Origin of the sequence: Eremococcus coleocola ACS-139-V-Col8 (assembly GCF_000183205.1) — a bacterium.
Taxonomy (GTDB): domain Bacteria; phylum Bacillota; class Bacilli; order Lactobacillales; family Aerococcaceae; genus Eremococcus; species Eremococcus coleocola.
The window spans coordinates 217,735-234,527 of sequence record NZ_AENN01000015.1 but is presented as its reverse complement, the minus strand read 5'-3'; the positions used below and the strand labels follow the sequence as shown (position 1 = coordinate 234,527).

The window sequence follows — 16,793 nt, the reverse complement described above, 5'->3', positions numbered from 1 at the left end:
TATAACACAGCTTGACTAATTACGACTTAATAGGCAAAAGATAAATCGGTAATTTCATTTAAAACTTGTAGATAGCGTTGACTATAATAACGAGCCATAGGTAAATTTTGATCTAAATAATTACCACAATCCCTTGCGGCTGCCCCAGGGATATCACCTTCATAGGTGGATGCCCAAGCAAAGGCATCTTTCAATAATTTAAGGGTAGCTTCTGGGCTGACCTTATCGGTCAAAATTAGATAGAACCCAGTTCGACAGCCCATAGGCCCAAAATAAATAACTTGGTCTTTATAAGTTGGGTCATTGCGTAGATAAGTTGCTAAGAGATGTTCAATGGTGTGAATTTCAGCAGTATTCATCACAGGCTCATAGTTAGGTCGGGTAAAGCGCAAGTCATATGAATTAAGGGTGACAGGACCCAGTTGATCTTGACGCGACAAATAGAGACCAGGGAATAGATTAAGGTGGTCAACAGTAAAACTAGGGATTTTTTCCATAAAACAGGCTCCTTTTTTCTATAACATTGTATCTAAATGATAGGGATAGGAAGAAAACCTGTCAAGTTTCGTCGCTATTTTACAAAAAAATACTGGGAATAGAACAGAAGTATGAAAATCTCTGATTTTCGCTTCATATTCCTAACCCAGAATAATTAGTTAAGATTATTTATTTCGCTTTGCCGCTTGGATAATGGCTTTAGCCCGGCGTTTAGTCTTGATATTTTTACTTTGCAGTTGCCGGTAAGCTGCACCTAGGTTTGCTTTTTTAGACATCAGATCACCCCTTAATAGTAACAATTACGTTTTATTATAATAAAATCTGACAAAAATGCAAGTACTTTTTAGGTAAATAAAAAAGCCAATTTCTCTTAGTCTTTGAAAAAAAGAAAATTTGGCTTGTTGGATAAAATTAAATAGAATATTGTTTATTTAATCAATAGGTTATATAAGATAACAATGGCGCCTAATGCAATTCGGTAGTAACCAAACCCAGTAAAATCATTTCGTTTTAGATAAGTAAGCAAGAAACGAATCACTACAATTGATACAATAAAAGCTACGACCATACTGAAGATAAGATAGAATATTTCCACTTGACTGAGACTGAATCCTAATTTAAGTAATTTTAAAAAAGATGCACCAAACATGACAGGGATACCTAAAAAGAAAGAGAATTCGGTAGCGACAAAGCGAGAATTATTGGTTAACAAGCCCCCCATAATGGTAGAACCTGAGCGCGAAGTTCCTGGAATAATTGCTAAGGATTGGAAAAGACCAATTTTAAAGGCTTTATTATAAGACAAATCTTCTAGGTGTTCTGTTTTAGCACTATGTTTAGCATGATTACTTTTTTCAATCCAAATAAATGCAAAGCCATAGACAATTAAGGCAATCGCGACTACGGTTGGATTATAAAAGTAAGTATCCATATAATCGTTTAAGAAAAGGCCAAAAATTAAGACAGGAATTGAGGCAACGATTACTTTAAACCATAAGGTCCAAGTTTCCTTACGTTCTTGATAGTTTTTACTAGGAGATAAGGGATTTAGTTTATGGAAATAAAGGACCACCACTGCCATGATTGAACCCAGTTGAACTAAGATAAGAAAAGTCTCACGAAACTCAGCCGAGAGATTCAAGGGCATAAAGTCTTCAATTAAAATCATATGTCCGGTAGAAGAAATTGGTAACCATTCGGTGATCCCTTGGACAACCGAAATAATAAATAGTTTAAGTAATTCAATTAAGTCAATTGCTTGTAGCATAGTCTCACTCCTTATAAATTCGCCTCATTATACACTAATGTTAGTAAAAAAGCTAAATTTCAGGACTTTTAAGTCAATTTTAACAATTTTACTAGGATTTTAAATGATGATCTACTAGGTTTTTTTTTATAAAAATTATATAATAGAACTATGAAATTTTTGTAAAGGAGCTATGAAATGACTAAAGAAAAATTAGAGAAAACAGCTTCTACCATGCGAAAAAAAATTACAAATAATCAAACTGTGGTTACTTTAGTAATAACTTTACTGATTTTATTAATCATATTTATGCTTAATCAAGTAGCTTATGTATTTAAGCCATTGGGGGGGTTATTTGATATTTTTGGCTTACCCTTGATTGCAGCTGCGATTTTGTACTATTTACTAGCACCTGTAGTTAGGTGGATGACTGGTCAGGGAATTGAGCGCAATGTTTCCATTTGGATTTTGTTTATTAGTTTAGTTCTACTTATTGTTTGGGGAATTCTATCATTGGTGCCAATTTTACGGACCCAATTTCAAGGTTTAGCTGAAAACTTGCCATATTATGCTAAGCAGTTAGATAAGTTATTAGATACCATTCCAATTGATTGGTCGAATGATCCGCTTTTATCTGGTATTGGTTCTTTTGTTGAAGACTTTGACTTCTCTGCGCTGTCTAGTCGCATGGAGACAATCATCTCCACCACCTTTGGTTCACTTGGTACTGTGATTGGTAATATTACCCAAGTTGTGCTAGGCTTGTTAACCATGCCAATTGTCCTTTATTATATGTTGCTTGAAGGTAATAAATTACCCAAACATGTTTTATATTATCTTCCAAATCGTTATCGTGAGACCGCTGCGCGGATTATTTATGAGTCTCATTCTCAAATTTCACGTTATATTAGAGGTCAAATTATTGTTGCCATTATAGTAGCAATCATTTTTGCAGTTGGTTATAGTATTATTGGTCTAGACTACGGTATTTCCTTTGCAATCTTTGCAGGCTTTTGTAATGTGATTCCATATTTAGGTTCTTTTATTGCAGTTATTCCAGTTATTATTATTGCTGTTTTAACTAGTCCTTTGATGTTATTAAAAGTATTGATTGTAATGAGTATTGAGCAATTTATCGAGGGACGTTTTGTATCGCCTCAAATTTTAGGCTCAAATTTACAGATTCATCCAGTTACCATTCTAGTTGTCCTCTTGGGCGCAGGTCGTTTATTTGGAATTGCGGGTGTAATATTAGGGGTGCCGGGTTATGCGGTGGTGAAAGTATTTGTCAGCGAATTGTACCAAGTTTACCGGAACCATTCTGAGATGTATGGTCAAGAGACAATAGGTCAGTTAGACTATGTTTCCTTAGCAGGATATGATGTGAAGGAAGAGGTTAGTGAAGACAATTTCTTACCTATTGATGAGAAAGAGGAATTAAATGAAGAAAATAATCCTACATAAAAATTTTAAACTACTTGTTTTATTATTTTGTTTGGGAGGGTTGACAGCATGTCAGTCTGTTTCAAACAAATATGACAACTTAGTTGAAGAACAAGCTAATAATAAAATTAGCCAAGAATCTCAAGCAAATGCCAATGAATCTAAAGCAACTGAAATTGATCCTCGATTAGTCCCAGAATTTAGTCAAGTTTTGACTGATTTTTCTAACTTTGAGGGGCTTGAACTTGAAAGTTCTAGTTTTCAAAGTAAACAAGCTTTTAAACTTAATCAAGAAAACTTTCAAATGACGGTCAACCAAATGGCGATTTTACCAGTAGATAAAATGAGCCAAACCATGAAAGAAGAGGCTAAGTTGACAGATGAAGGATCTGACATTAATAGTTTAGTCTTAGTTTATACTACAATTGAGAATTTAACAGATCAAGACCTGCATCTATCGATTGAAGATATAACGATGGGACCAATAGATGATACTGAGATGGTGTACGCTGACCAAAGTTTATATCCATCACAATCGGGAAATCTTCAAACAATTGTTAATGATTCGCAAAGCAAGTTACAAGGAAAAGCCTCAGTGGATGGTTATTTAGTATTTTCCTTAACCAAGGATTTAGAAGAGCAAATTAGTCGTGAGGGTCATTTAAAATTATCTATGAATGAACCAACGCCAATTGATGATAAGGGTGTTCAGCTTGATTTGGGAAATAAACTAGCTTTATTTCTACCTATTAGCGAAGAGAGCGAGACCATGATCGTGTCTCAATCACAGTTTATTGCTGACCGATTAACGACTGAGTTTTGGGGGCAAAAAACTGAACTAGCTGCTCAAAATCTTGAAACTTCACAAGAAGAAGAAGGAGTTACTCTGACAACTAAACGGGTTGAAGTAACCGACTTTGCTCCCTTTGAACACTATGAAGAAATCTTTAAGAACTTTGAATTCGGGCAAGTCATTGTTTCGATCGAATATGAGATTAGTAATCAAACTGAACAAACAATTTATCCGGTGGATGGTCAAAGTCGCTTAATTATAGGTGAAGATCCAATTGAGGCTGACTATGTACTTATCAATGAAGAGTATGGTCAGGGTGTGGAGCCTGGCCAAAGCAAACGAATTATTCAAACCTTTGCTCTTGATAAGAAACGTTATCAAGAGGTATGGCAAGGACAAGACTACCAATTTGAAATTATCATTCCTAATCAATCACGCGCAGACCAATCTGATACTGGGCTGACAGTAGCACAATCGGAAGACTCTGGTGAAGAGGAAACTTCTAGTGAATCTAGTTTAGAAGAACAAGAAGCACAGAATTTTGTTTATGTGATTAGCTACCAACCGCAATTAAAATTATTTGTGGATGATAATCTAGATCTCGTAGATCAATTATTAGATGAGACAAGTCAAAGTAGTGGTCAAGTTAATTTAGATTCACCGGATCAAGATGAAAGTGAACATAATTAAGAAATTATAAAAGAAGGTGTCTTTTTGGGTGCATTTGTTAATGCCGTAGCAATTGTTTTATCCAGTGTTATGGGCTTGATGTTAAAAGAAGGAATTCCCAGTAATATCAATCAGCGCTTAATCCAAGCTATCGGACTGTGTATTATTTCAATTGGAATTTCAGGAGCCTTGAAAGGACATGAGACTTTAATCATGATTGTCTCAGTCATGATAGGCACTTTAATCGGAGAATGGGTAGATATTGATAGTCGAATTAGGGAATTAACCAATACATTACAAAATTTTTTGAGCCGGTGGCCACGATTTGCAGATATGGGACAAGGGTTTGTCACATCGATTATGTTTTTCTGTATTGGTTCGATGGTAATCGTAGGGTCGCTAGAAAGTGGCTTAACAGGGAATAATACCACATTATATGCTAAGTCCATTATAGATGCGATCACTGCGCTGTTGCTCTCTTCATCTCTAGGCATTGGCGTACTTTTTGCAAGTATTCCAGTCTTAATAGTGGAGGGCGGAATAACTTTATTTGCAGCCTTTCTCGAGCCCTTCTTGCCCACATTAGTTATCAATGAGGTTGTAGCAGTGGGATCGATGCTTTTGATTGGTCTGGGTTTAAACATGTTAGAAGTGACGGATTTAAAAATAATGAATTTTACCCCGGCAATGATTCTTCCCATCATCATTATGCATTTTATCTAGGAGAATAAATGAAAAAAATTATAGTTACTATCTTTTTGTTTTTATTTATTATAATGACAATCAGTTTAAGGGTAGAGGCTCAAAATTCGGACCTTCAGCTCATGTCAAGGCTTGACTTAGAGAATAGCTTAGGCAAAAAGGAAGTCTCAAAGTTATTAGATTTATTGCCTCAGGATCTTAATCTTGATGAACCTGAACTAATTTTAATTAATAAGGAAAATCCAGTTAGCACAGAAATTGATTTTGAAGGGGTGTATTCTGATCAAGGCTTGTTGTATAATGCCTTAGCTTCTCCATCCTTTAACGAGTGGATGCAGGCAGCGGTTAATGATGGTTTTTATTTTTCCATTGTGTCAGCTTATCGCTCGATGGAAAGTCAGGCTAATAATCGTTTAGCTAGATATCATTCTTATCTATCTGAAGGTCTTGATCCTGATACAGCACAAATGTATGTAGATATGTTTTATGCCCCAGCAGATGCTTCAGAGCATTTAAGTGGTTTAGCTCTTGATTTATTGGGATCTGATTGGACAAGTCAGGGCGGTGAGTTAATGGCTTCCTATGGTCAAATGCCATCAGCGCAGTGGTTAGCTCAGACCGCCCCTGAATTTGGCTTTATCTTAAGATATCCAGAGGGAAAAGAAGAAATTACTGGTTATAACTATGAGCCATGGCATTTTCGTTATGTGGGTAATAAACATGCTTCTTTTATTAGTCGGCACAACTTAACCTTGGAGGAATATTTATCCTTAATTGTTTTGAAGCATAAAGATTAGTTAAGAGTTAATTTTGACAATAGAAGATGATTATTTTTTAGAGATGGCTATAGATCGCTATGACTAGTACTTATCTTTTCAAAAAGAAAAAACTATGAATTTAGCTTGAAATGTTAGCGAGCAAGAAATAGAAAATTTGAGCGATACTATTAATCAAACCTTCCCCTTAAATAGTAATGTTCTAATTTATATAAATAATAAAAAGAGGGTGTATCAAACAGTTCCGTTTGATACACCCTTTTTTCAAGCTATAAAATTATATTTGTTGGGTTGCAAGACTAATTAAGTGATGGGCCAACCATTCATTCCGAACAAGCAATGGACCATGGAAATAAGAGCCAAAGGTATTTTTATAGTGGACGCCTTCGGTTTTATCTTGATTATTATTGCCGTGGCCTGAAATGACTTTTCCTAGAGGCTTAAGACAATCACCTAAGAAGGTCACCCCATTATGGTTTTCAAAGCCAAGATAGGTCTGTTGGTTTTCTTCATCAAAGATTTCGATATCCCCAATAAAGCGAGAATTAATTTGACGTTCGGTGTAGTGGGGGAGGATGCCTAAACCTTGAAGTCGGTCGCCAGCAGCATTAATATAGTACTGACCGAGTAGTTGAAAACCACCGCAGATGGCGAGAAATACGCCATCATTTTCAATAAATTTTTTAATTTCAGGCTGTAAACGTTGGATGTCTTGGGAGACAATTTTTTGTTCATAGTCCTGACCGCCGCCAAAAAAGACTAGGTCAAAATCCTCAGCATTGAATTCATCGCCAATACTCACTAGGGTGGTTTGAACCGTTAAGCCAGCTTGCTGTCCGTAATATTGTAACATTAATAAGTTACCATTATCTCCATAGGTATTCATGAGATTGCCATAGAGGTGGCAGATGCGTAAAACTTTCATTTCATTCCTCCTATTGTTTGAGATAATGATGATCAATTAAATATTTTCGTAAACCGAGTATTGCAGTATAGGTTGCGAGAATATGGACATTTTTACTGGGTGATTGTTTGATTTGTTCGACTAAAGCTTGGTAATCTGAAACTTCCTGGATGCCATTTTTATCAAGACCGGCGACTTCTAAGCGTCGCGTCATTTCTTTAGCTTTCATACCTGAAGTAATCACTTCTTGAATCGGAGCATCTTGTAGTTTTTCAAAATGACCATCCCAAATCCAAGATACGTCAGTTCCATCCGCATAATCGTTATTAAGAATTGCCACCAAGCTATAAGGATTTTGATCAAGGTTCACTAAGTCTAAAACTTGGTTTAAGCCGACTGGATTTTTAACTAAGTTGAGGAGAATTTGGTGACCTTCGATTTCAAAAATTTCTTGGCGGCCAAAAACTCGTTTAGCCTTACTAAAGCCTGCCTTAATTTGTTCGGGTGATAGGCCAAAGAAGGAAGCAAGAGAATAGGCAGATAGGGCATTATAAATATTATATAAACCAGCCACAGGAATTGTAAAATCATGGCCATCGATTTGGAAACTTGAGTCCTTCAATGTAAGTTCATGTAGTGCATTAACAGAGTGGGTTAAAGCGGGACGCTTGAAATCACAATTAGGGCAATAATACTTTCCTAGATTGGCATAGGAAAGACTATGATACTGAAGCACATGGTCACAATGAGGACAAAGAATTGCATCGGTATTTGGAGCAACTTGGACTTCATGGTCTTCCTGATAATCAAACCCGTAGAACTCACGTGGATTTTCTAAAGAAGTAGAGTTGAAAATAGGTGAGTCGCCGTTAGCAATTACAGTGGCTTGCGGGACCATTTTAGCTGCATCCGTCATTAAGCTATAAATGGTATAAATTTCGCCATATCGGTCCATTTGATCGCGAAAAACATTGGTATGGAGGAAGACTTTGGGCTGAAGTGCCTTGACCACATGTTTCAGTGAGCCTTCATCTATTTCTAAGATAGCAATCCCTCTTTCCCCATTTTTCAAGGGTTTAGCATCCAAGAAAGCTGAAATAATCCCTTGTTGCATATTTGAACCGGTTGGGTTGGTTAAAATATTAGGATACTTTTCAGCGAGCGCTTGAACAGTTAAAGCTGTAGTTAAGGTTTTACCATTGGTACCTGTGATTACAGCGACATCATAATTTTCTGCTAAATGATTGAGAATATTGGGGTCAAGGGTTTGGGCTAGTTTGCCCGGGAGACTTGACCCACCATTAGTGAAGGTGGTTAAGCCCCATTTAGTAAATTTTCCAACTGATTGAGCGATGCTTGTTCTAATTGACATAGCTTCTCCTCCTATTAAAATTCAATGTATATCATAGCAATTTATTCCTAAAAAATAAAGCCTCTCGGATTAAATCAATATTATTCTCTTTTAGTTAAACTTATTGAAGCATAAGAAAAAATAATATAATATATGCATTATAAAGCGTTTTCAAATTTTGAAGGAGGAATCCTATGATTAAAGAAGTATATCCTAAAGTTTACACATTTTCGGTTGATTTACCTGAAAGTCCCTTAAAACAGATTAATGCGTATGTGATTAAGGGGAATGACAAGACGGTTCTAGTTGATACTGCTTTTCACCATGACCTCTGCCAGCAACAATTGTTAGCAGGATTAAATGAGCTTGAGGTGGATATGAACCATTTAGAGGTCATTTTGACCCACCTTCATGTTGACCATACTGGTTTAGCTGACTATTTTGCCAACCTTGGCTGTCCAATTTATGCAAGTGATGTTGATGGAATTATCATAAATAAAAATATCTTAGAACCAGATTATCAGAATTTTATTGATACCTGTCGCCATTATGGACTAGATGAACATGAAATGGACTGGGCCCAAAGTCCTAATGTTTTATACCGTTGTAAACAAGCGCTCCCCTTACGCCCATTAAATCCCGGGGATACTTATCAAGTCGATGATTTTTCTTTTAAAGTCATTGATTTGATTGGCCATACCCTTGGTCATATTGGGCTTTATGATAAAGAAAAGAAATTAATTTTTTCAGGGGATACGATTCTTGACCCTATTTCGCCCAATATATGTTATTGGACAGACCAAACCCCAGATATTTTGGGCTCTTACCTTAATACCCTAACTAGGTTAAAAGATCTTGAATTAGACTTGGCTTTTGCGGCTCATCGTCAAGTCATTAAAGCGCCCAAGCAAAGACTGGATCAATTACAATTACATCACCAAGAACGCTTAGATGAAGTACTAGCCGCTATGGAGCCCGGTAGGGATTACTCAGTTAAAGATGTGGCCACTCAAATTTCTTGGCGGATACAAGCCAAAGGTTGGCAAGAATTTCCTCCTGCCCAAAAATGGTTTGCAGCGGGTGAAACTATGGCCCATCTTGAACATTTAGCAAGTCTATCAATTCTAGAAATGAAAGAAAATCAACAAGTTTTTTATTTTAGAAAAATAAACTAGAGAAGGGCGTTTTGCCATTTTCTCACTAAGACAAAATAAAAAAGTTCCCTAAGTAATTGGGTAAAAAGACAGGGGAAAATGATTGATTAGATTATTACCACCAATACTATTCCATTTGACTAAACCTAAGGATTAACTTATTATTAATGGTTGAAAGTAGACAAAAAGGAGTGGTGATATGGCGAAACTATACTTCAAATATGGTGCAATGAATTCCGGTAAGTCAATCGAAATTATTAAGGTGGCCCATAATTACGAGGAACAACATAAACCTGTTAAAATTTTCACCTCTGCTCTCGATAATCGTTCTGGTGTCGGTCTGGTAGCCAGTCGTACTGGATTTGAACGGGAAGCAAGTCCAATTTCTGAAGATACTGATATTTTTGAGATTGTTAAAGCTGCTCCTGAAAAGCTATTTTGTATACTTGTGGATGAGGCACAATTTCTAAAAAAGGCCCATATTTTACAATTGGCGCGGATTGTGGATGAATTAGATATTCCCGTCATGGCCTTCGGCTTAAAAAATGATTTTACCAACGAACTCTTCGAAGGTTCTAAATATCTACTCCTTTACGCGGATAAAATTGAGGAACTAAAAACAATCTGCTGGTTTTGTCATCGTAAAGCCTCAATGAATCTAAGAATCGCCAATGGTAAGCCGGTTTATGCTGGTGAACAAATTCAAATTGGAGGCAATGAATCCTATTTGCCAGTTTGCCGTAAATGTTATTTCCATCCGCAATTAGAAAATTTAGATTGAGACCCCATTTTATAGGAGGAGAATGAATGTTCGAACAGTTAGACAGTCTCTTAATCCGGTATGATGAAGTGAATGAACTCTTATCAGACCCAATCGTCATCGCCGATAGTAACCGACTTAGAGAATTGACGATTGAAGAAGCTGATTTGAGACCGAAAGTTGAAAAAATTCGACGTTATAAAGAAGTTGAAGCTGAAATTGAAGATACCGAAGCCATGCTTTCCGAAGAATCCGATGACGACATTTTAGCGATGGCTAAAGAAGAATTGGCCAGCCTCAAAGCTGAGAATGAACAATTACAAGAAGATATTAAATTATTGATGTTGCCTGAAGATCCTAATGATGGCAAAAATATTATTATGGAAATTCGTGGTGCTGCTGGAGGCGACGAAGCCCAATTATTCGCGGGTGATTTATTAAATATGTATACCAAGTATGCCGATAAGCAAGGTTGGAAGACGGAAGTTTTAGACGCTAATATAACCGGTATAGGTGGATATAAAGAAGTGACCTTAATGATTACAGGAAATAAAGTATATAGTAAATTAAAATTTGAAAATGGCGCCCACCGGGTCCAACGGGTTCCGCAAACAGAATCACAAGGGCGCGTCCATACCTCAACTGCAACCGTAGTAGTTATGCCCGAAGCTGAAGAAATCGACTTTGAATTAGATGAAAATGATATCCGGGTAGATATTTATCATGCCTCCGGTGCTGGTGGACAGCACGTTAATAAGACTGCCTCTGCAGTCCGTTTAACCCATATTCCAACCAATACGGTGGTAGCCATGCAAGATGAACGGTCTCAAATAAAGAACCGGGAAAAAGCCATGAAGATTTTACGTGCCCGGGTTTATGACCAAGTTCGTTCCCAAGCTCAATCAGAATATGATTCTGAACGTAAATTAAAAGTGGGGACTGGAGACCGGTCTGAACGGATTCGCACCTATAATTTCCCACAATCACGGGTGACCGACCATCGAATTGGTTTAACCCTACAACAATTAGATTCTGTTTTATCAGGAAACCTTGATGAAATCATTGATGCTTTAGTGCTCTATGATCAAAGTCAGAAGTTGGAGGAATTAAATGGGCCCGCTCTTTAGTGGCTCTTTAGCCGAAGCCTTAGCCAATGCTTCGGCTTTTTTGCAGCAAGAAGGTCAAAATCCTGGCTTAGTCCAAAGTGCCTGGTTAGATTTTAAAGATTGGACTTTAAATGATTTAGTCAACCATTTACAAGAGCCTTGTCAGACCTTTGCTTGGCCTGATTTTTGTAGGGTTTTGGAAGGGTTAAGCCAAGGACAGCCCCTTCAATATTTACTGGGGCGGGCTAATTTTCGCGGAACATGGTACCAAGTGAGTCTAGCGACCCTGATACCCCGGGAAGAAACAGGTGGGCTTATTGATTTAGCGATAAAATTCTTCGGAGATTCAGCCCCTACACAGATTCTAGATATCGGGACTGGAACCGGGATTTTAGCCATTGAATTAGCTAAAGTTTTTCCTCAAGCTCAAGTAGTCGCTTCAGATATTTCTGAAGAAGCTTTAAAAATTGCGCGGGTAAATGCAGAAACAATGGCCATCCATGTAGACTTTTTCTTAAGTGATGTATGTAAGACGGTACCTAAGAAAAAATATCAATTAATTGTATCCAATCCGCCTTATATTGCATTGGATGAGCTTGATTTAATGGATCCGTCGGTCATCAATTATGAACCTCATTTGGCTTTATTTGCTGACCAAGAGGGCCTAGCAATTTATCAAAAGCTGGCCCAAGAGTTACCTGCCTTTATTGATAAACAAGGACTTATTCTATTAGAAATCGGTTTTCGTCAAGGCCAGAAGGTAGCTGCGATTTTCAAAGAAGCTTTTCCGCAGGCCGAGATTACGATTCATAAAGACTTCTATGATAAAGATCGTTTTGTACAAATTAAGATATGAGTAGGTGATAAATTGGAAAATAAAATGAAAACTCACATTTTTATGCCTGATCAACTTGATCAAGCGGCTCAATGTTTAAAAGAAGGCGGTCTTGTAGCATTTCCCACTGAAACGGTATTTGGTCTAGGGGCAATTGCTAATAATGAAGCAGCCGTTCAGTCAGTCTTTAAAACCAAGGGACGCCCCAATGATAATCCCTTAATTATCCATGTAGCTTCAATTGAATCTGTCCATCATTACGCCGCAAGCGTTTCGCCGCTTGCTCAAGCTTTGATGGAAAAATTCTGGCCAGGGCCTTTGACTATCATCTTGCCAATTAAAACAGGCACCTTTGCCCCAGCAGCAACTGCAGGACAAAATACTGCGGGCTTTCGGATGCCAGATCAAGACCAAACTTTGGCTTTAATTGACAAGGTTGGCTTTCCTCTTGTTGGCCCTTCAGCAAATTTATCAGGAAAACCATCGCCAACTAGCTTAGCTCATGTCCTCCATGATTTTAATGGGAAAATTGCAGGAGTTGTAGCTAATCAAGCTGAACTAACAGCAATTGGGGTCGAGTCAACCGTAGTGCTTCCGCTAGCAGACCATATCGAGATTTTACGGCCTGGTCATGTCACCGTGGATATGATTGAAGAGGCAATTGGTGTTCCAGCCCATGTACGGACAGCAGCAGAACAGTTGGCTAATCAGGCTATTATGAGTCCGGGGGTTAAGTATCGACACTATTCACCCAAACAACCAGTTTATCTCATGGCTTTTGATCATACTCTCGAAGATTGGCAAGAAGAAATTGATAAATTTCCAGAAGCAGTTGCTATTTTGGCCTACCAGGACCATATCACTTCCTTGCAAAACCATCAGAAAGTGGTTGCTTCTTACAGTCTAGGTAAAAAGGGTGACTGGGAGTCAGCAACCCGGCATTTATTTGCTGGACTTAGGGCATTAGAAGAGAGTTCAGCGAAAATTTTAATGGTTCAGGGCTTAGATCCCAAAGTAGCAGACCATCAGGCCTACATGAATCGATTATCGAAAGCCGCAACACATGTGTTATAATAAGTCAGGAATTAATGTTACTCAGGTTTTATAGATAAATTTAGGAGGAAATACCATGGCAAAATTTCAAGTAGTCGATCATCCTTTAATTCAACATAAACTTACAATTATTCGGGATAAAAATGCTTCTTCAAAAGTGTTTAAAGAAGTGCTCAATGAAATCGCAACATTATTAGCCTATGAAGTAACCCGTAGTTTACCTTTAGAAGATGTTGAAATTGAAACCCCTATTACTAAATCAGTCCAAAAACGGATTGCTGGTAAAAAACAAGCCATTGTTCCAATTTTAAGAGCGGGTTTGGGCATGGTTGATGGTTTCATGTCTTTAATTCCCGCAGCCCGGGTGGGTCACATTGGGATGTACCGTGATCCGGAAACTTTAGAAGCAGTTGAATATTTTGCTAAATTTCCTGTGGATATTGATGAACGCCATGTCTATGTGGTCGATCCAATGCTAGCTACAGGTGCTTCTGCGATTGCGGCCTTAAGTCAGTTAGAAAATAAATACAATGTAAAACAAGAAAATATGACTTTTGTTGGCTTAGTTGCTGCACCAGAAGGTGTGAACGCCTTGCGCGATGCCTTCCCAGATGTAGATATTTATGTTGCGGCTTTGGATGATCATTTGAATGACCATGGTTACATTGTGCCAGGTTTAGGCGATGCTGGCGACCGTATCTTTGGGACTAAATAAGCATACTTATGGCTAAAAACCCATTATATACTGGTTTTTATCGGTTAGATTTAGCAGACCGTTTTCGTTTGCTTAAAGAGACAACCAATCAAGACGCACATGCCCTTCATCACCTGGAGGCGAGTATCGGTAATCAAATGATTGAAAATTACCTTTTTAATTATGAATTGCCATTTGGTATTGCCCCCAACTTTACCATTAATCATAAAGATTATTTGATTCCCTTAGCAATAGAGGAGCCCTCAGTGATTGCAGCCTTATCCAATGCAGCAAAATTGGTTGATTCAATTACGACTTCATACGGCCAAAGACTGATTACGGGGCAAATAATTTTTGCTAATCTTGATATTCAAGTGGAGGGCCGAAAAATCATTCAAGATCATCAGGAGGAATTGTTAGCTTTAGCCAAAGAGGCGAGCCCATCGATGGTAAGCCGCGGCGGTGGACCGACTGAAATTTGGTCCAAGCAAGTTAATCAGGCGGGTGACAATTTCTTTACGGTCTATTTATCTTTCAATCCTTGTGATGCCATGGGGGCAAACGCAATTAACACGGTGCTTGAGAATCTTGCGCCAAGACTAACAGAACTTTTAGGACAAGCCCCTTTAATGTCAATTCTGTCTAATTATTCTGAGCAAGCCTTAGCAACCGCTGAAGTCGTCATTCCTGTTGAACGTTTAGCGACTGATTCTCTTAAGGGACAGATAGTGGCTGAAAAGATTGTCGTAGCAACTAGCTATGCTAATTTAGATATCTATCGAGCCACTACCCATAATAAAGGCATCATGAATGGAATTGACGGTCTGGCCCTAGCAACTGGGAACGATTGGCGGGCCATTGAGGCAGCAAGTCATGCTTATGCCAGCCGTAAAGGTAGCTATCGGGCCATGTCTGAATGGCAGCTTGATGGAAGTGATTTAAAAGGCCGCTTAAGTTTACCATTACCTGTAGCAACGGTAGGGGGGACCTTATCGATTCAACCACAAGCTCAGTGGGCACTGAGTCTTTTAGGCCAACCATCGGCTAGTCAATTAGCAGAAATAATGGTAGCGGTGGGATTAATCCAGAATTTAGCAGCTCTTAAGGCCCTTGTAACTGAGGGGATTCAAAAAGGGCATATGCGGATGCAAGCTCGGTCATTAGCGCTACAAGTTGGAGCTAGCGTAGAAGAATTGCCAGAATTAGTAGATTATTTAATTAAACAAAGCTTTATGAATCGGCAAAAGGCTCACGAGGGATTAGAACTGATTCGTAAACTATAAGGGAGTGATTCAAACCTGTGAAAAAAACTATAGTTGGGATCGACAAAATTGGTTTCTATGTGCCACAACAGTATCTAGCAATGGAAGACCTATCAGATGCTCGTCATGTTGCTTTAGAAAAATTTACTGTCGGTATTGGACAGGATAAAATGGCAGTGCCTGAAATCTATGAAGATATTGTAACCATGGGAGCCAATGCAGCTGAGCAAATATTAAGTGACCAGGATAAACAAGATATTGATCAAATTATCTTTGCAACTGAGTCATCTTTTGATTTATCTAAATCAGCCGCCTCGTATATTCATGATCTTTTGGAGATTCAACCTTTCGCCAGATCATTTGAAATGAAACAAGCTTGTTATTCAGCTACAGCGGCCTTACAAATGGCTAAAGACTATGTCTTATTGCATCCGGAAGCCAAAGTCTTAGTGATTTCAAGTGATATCTCAAGGTACGGGCTTGATAGTTCGGGTGAAGTGACCCAAGGGGCAGGAGCCTTGGCTTTTTTAGTAAAAGCCCAACCGACAATTTTAGCTATTGATGATACAAATCTAGCAATGACCAAGAGTCATTATGACTTTTGGCGGCCAATATATATGGATAAGGCCTTGGTTAAAGGTCAATATTCAACTGGGATTTTCCTCGAGTTTTATCAGGCCCTTTTAGCCGAATTTCAACAGCGCTATCCTGGTGTTGTTGAACAAAGTAAGGCCTTTCTTTTCCATATGCCTTTTACAAAAATAGCCCAAAAGGCCTTAAAACTAGCTCAAGGTATGGTTTCTCTAGACCGAGTCCAAGAGTGGACTAGTCATCTTGAAACTGCCACCTTAATTAATCGGCAAGTGGGTAATATATATACAGGATCCTTATATATGAGCTTACTCTCGCTCTTAATCAATGATGAAAAGTTAGATGCTGGTGATAAGATTGCTATGTTCTCTTATGGTTCAGGGGCTGTAGCAGAATTATTTATCCTTGAAATTCAAGCAAATTTTGATATGCAAGTTGATTCTAACTTAATTATCAAAATGTTAGAAAATAGAAAAGCCTTATCAATTGCAGACTATGAAAGAATTTATCAAACTAGACTACCGCAAGATGGTTCTGACTTTTTAGGGAAACCTGAAGCAAATTACCATGGTTTTTATATTAAGGATATCCATAACCATCAACGGACTTATGGCTATCAATAAAAAATCATCTCATAGTTTAATTAGCCTTTCTAAGCTTTGAAAAATATTTTCAAGCTTAGGGGCTTTTTATTTTGAACTGTTTGAAGAGAAACGGGGGGCAAACAGTCCCACTTTTTTGAATCTTTCTAGACCATCTATATATAGTTACGGTAGTATGTTGTAGTTCTAAGTCGTTTTCATCCAAGTGCCCCAGAAAGCGAAAAGCAGAGATTTTCATGAGATTTTCATGCTTCAGTCCTGCTCCCTTGTTAAAGCTTTGTAACCTGTTTGAAAAAATAGTGATACTCCACGTTAACCATAAAAGGTTAGACTATGATTACGTTTTAATTTTTT

General features: G+C 37.9%; 17 protein-coding genes. 12 read left to right on the top strand and 5 right to left on the bottom strand.

The annotated features are described in order from the left end of the window. Positions 1-26: 26 nt before the first annotated feature. From HMPREF9257_RS04810 to HMPREF9257_RS04805, 3 genes are all read right to left on the bottom strand, one after another. Entirely contained in the window at positions 27-497 is a 471-nt protein-coding gene (locus tag HMPREF9257_RS04810) for an S-ribosylhomocysteine lyase (protein ID WP_006418583.1), read from the bottom strand. A 165-nt stretch (positions 498-662) separates the two neighbouring features. Continuing rightward, a complete protein-coding gene (locus tag HMPREF9257_RS09235) occupies positions 663-773 on the bottom strand; it encodes a putative metal homeostasis protein (protein ID WP_100069379.1) in 111 nt (36 codons plus the stop codon). 152 nt (positions 774-925) lie between these two features. After that, positions 926-1,765 (bottom strand): undecaprenyl-diphosphate phosphatase, encoded by an 840-nt coding sequence (locus HMPREF9257_RS04805; RefSeq protein ID WP_006418163.1) that lies wholly within the window; start codon positions 1,763-1,765, stop codon positions 926-928. A 177-nt stretch (positions 1,766-1,942) separates the two neighbouring features. On the opposite strand from HMPREF9257_RS04805, the gene HMPREF9257_RS04800 reads away from it, so the two are divergent. The 4 genes from HMPREF9257_RS04800 to HMPREF9257_RS04785 are packed head-to-tail and all read left to right on the top strand — an operon-like array spanning position 1,943 to position 6,148. Further along, the gene (locus HMPREF9257_RS04800) at positions 1,943-3,208 is read left to right on the top strand and encodes an AI-2E family transporter (RefSeq protein WP_006418479.1); all 1,266 of its coding nucleotides are present in this window, start codon (positions 1,943-1,945) and stop codon (positions 3,206-3,208) included. Beyond that, positions 3,186-4,670, top strand: a complete 1,485-nt coding sequence (locus HMPREF9257_RS04795; RefSeq protein WP_006418605.1) for a hypothetical protein — start codon at positions 3,186-3,188, stop codon at positions 4,668-4,670. Before HMPREF9257_RS04800 ends, HMPREF9257_RS04795 begins: the two co-directional genes overlap by 23 nt. A gap of 24 nt (positions 4,671-4,694) precedes the next feature. Further along, a complete protein-coding gene (locus HMPREF9257_RS04790; RefSeq protein WP_006418153.1) occupies positions 4,695-5,372 on the top strand; it encodes a DUF554 domain-containing protein in 678 nt (225 codons plus the stop codon). A gap of 8 nt (positions 5,373-5,380) precedes the next feature. Beyond that, positions 5,381-6,148 (top strand): M15 family metallopeptidase, encoded by a 768-nt coding sequence (locus HMPREF9257_RS04785; protein ID WP_006418326.1) that lies wholly within the window; start codon positions 5,381-5,383, stop codon positions 6,146-6,148. 256 nt (positions 6,149-6,404) lie between these two features. On the opposite strand, the gene HMPREF9257_RS04780 is transcribed toward HMPREF9257_RS04785, so the two are convergent. Both HMPREF9257_RS04780 and HMPREF9257_RS04775 read right to left on the bottom strand, forming a co-directional pair. Next, positions 6,405-7,052, bottom strand: coding sequence for a type 1 glutamine amidotransferase (locus tag HMPREF9257_RS04780; protein WP_006418423.1), 648 nt, complete (start codon positions 7,050-7,052; stop codon positions 6,405-6,407). A gap of 10 nt (positions 7,053-7,062) precedes the next feature. After that, complete coding sequence (locus HMPREF9257_RS04775; protein WP_006418489.1) at positions 7,063-8,403, bottom strand: Mur ligase family protein; 1,341 nt, start codon at positions 8,401-8,403, stop codon at positions 7,063-7,065. Between the two features lie 173 nt (positions 8,404-8,576). On the opposite strand from HMPREF9257_RS04775, the gene HMPREF9257_RS04770 reads away from it, so the two are divergent. The 8 genes from HMPREF9257_RS04770 (at position 8,577) to HMPREF9257_RS04735 (ending at position 16,460) form a co-directional block, all read left to right on the top strand. Continuing rightward, complete coding sequence (locus HMPREF9257_RS04770) at positions 8,577-9,557, top strand: MBL fold metallo-hydrolase (protein WP_006418553.1); 981 nt, start codon at positions 8,577-8,579, stop codon at positions 9,555-9,557. Between the two features lie 178 nt (positions 9,558-9,735). Further along, positions 9,736-10,317 carry a thymidine kinase gene (locus tag HMPREF9257_RS04765; RefSeq protein WP_006418482.1) on the top strand — a complete coding sequence of 194 codons (582 nt, stop codon included), beginning with the start codon at positions 9,736-9,738 and terminating at the stop codon, positions 10,315-10,317. 26 nt (positions 10,318-10,343) lie between these two features. Beyond that, the gene (prfA, locus tag HMPREF9257_RS04760) at positions 10,344-11,423 is read left to right on the top strand and encodes a peptide chain release factor 1 (RefSeq protein ID WP_006418488.1); all 1,080 of its coding nucleotides are present in this window, start codon (positions 10,344-10,346) and stop codon (positions 11,421-11,423) included. After that, a complete protein-coding gene (gene prmC, locus HMPREF9257_RS04755) occupies positions 11,407-12,258 on the top strand; it encodes a peptide chain release factor N(5)-glutamine methyltransferase (protein ID WP_006418443.1) in 852 nt (283 codons plus the stop codon). The genes prfA and prmC overlap by 17 nt, the downstream gene beginning before the upstream one ends. Before the next feature lie 12 nt (positions 12,259-12,270). Continuing rightward, positions 12,271-13,311, top strand: coding sequence for an L-threonylcarbamoyladenylate synthase (locus HMPREF9257_RS04750; protein ID WP_006418266.1), 1,041 nt, complete (start codon positions 12,271-12,273; stop codon positions 13,309-13,311). Positions 13,312-13,366: 55 nt separating this feature from the next. Further along, positions 13,367-14,005 (top strand): uracil phosphoribosyltransferase, encoded by a 639-nt coding sequence (gene upp / locus HMPREF9257_RS04745; protein ID WP_006418229.1) that lies wholly within the window; start codon positions 13,367-13,369, stop codon positions 14,003-14,005. 8 nt (positions 14,006-14,013) lie between these two features. Next, a complete protein-coding gene (locus tag HMPREF9257_RS04740; RefSeq protein ID WP_006418518.1) occupies positions 14,014-15,267 on the top strand; it encodes a hydroxymethylglutaryl-CoA reductase, degradative in 1,254 nt (417 codons plus the stop codon). 17 nt (positions 15,268-15,284) lie between these two features. After that, positions 15,285-16,460, top strand: a complete 1,176-nt coding sequence (locus HMPREF9257_RS04735) for a hydroxymethylglutaryl-CoA synthase (RefSeq protein ID WP_006418562.1) — start codon at positions 15,285-15,287, stop codon at positions 16,458-16,460. Positions 16,461-16,793 lie beyond the last annotated feature (333 nt).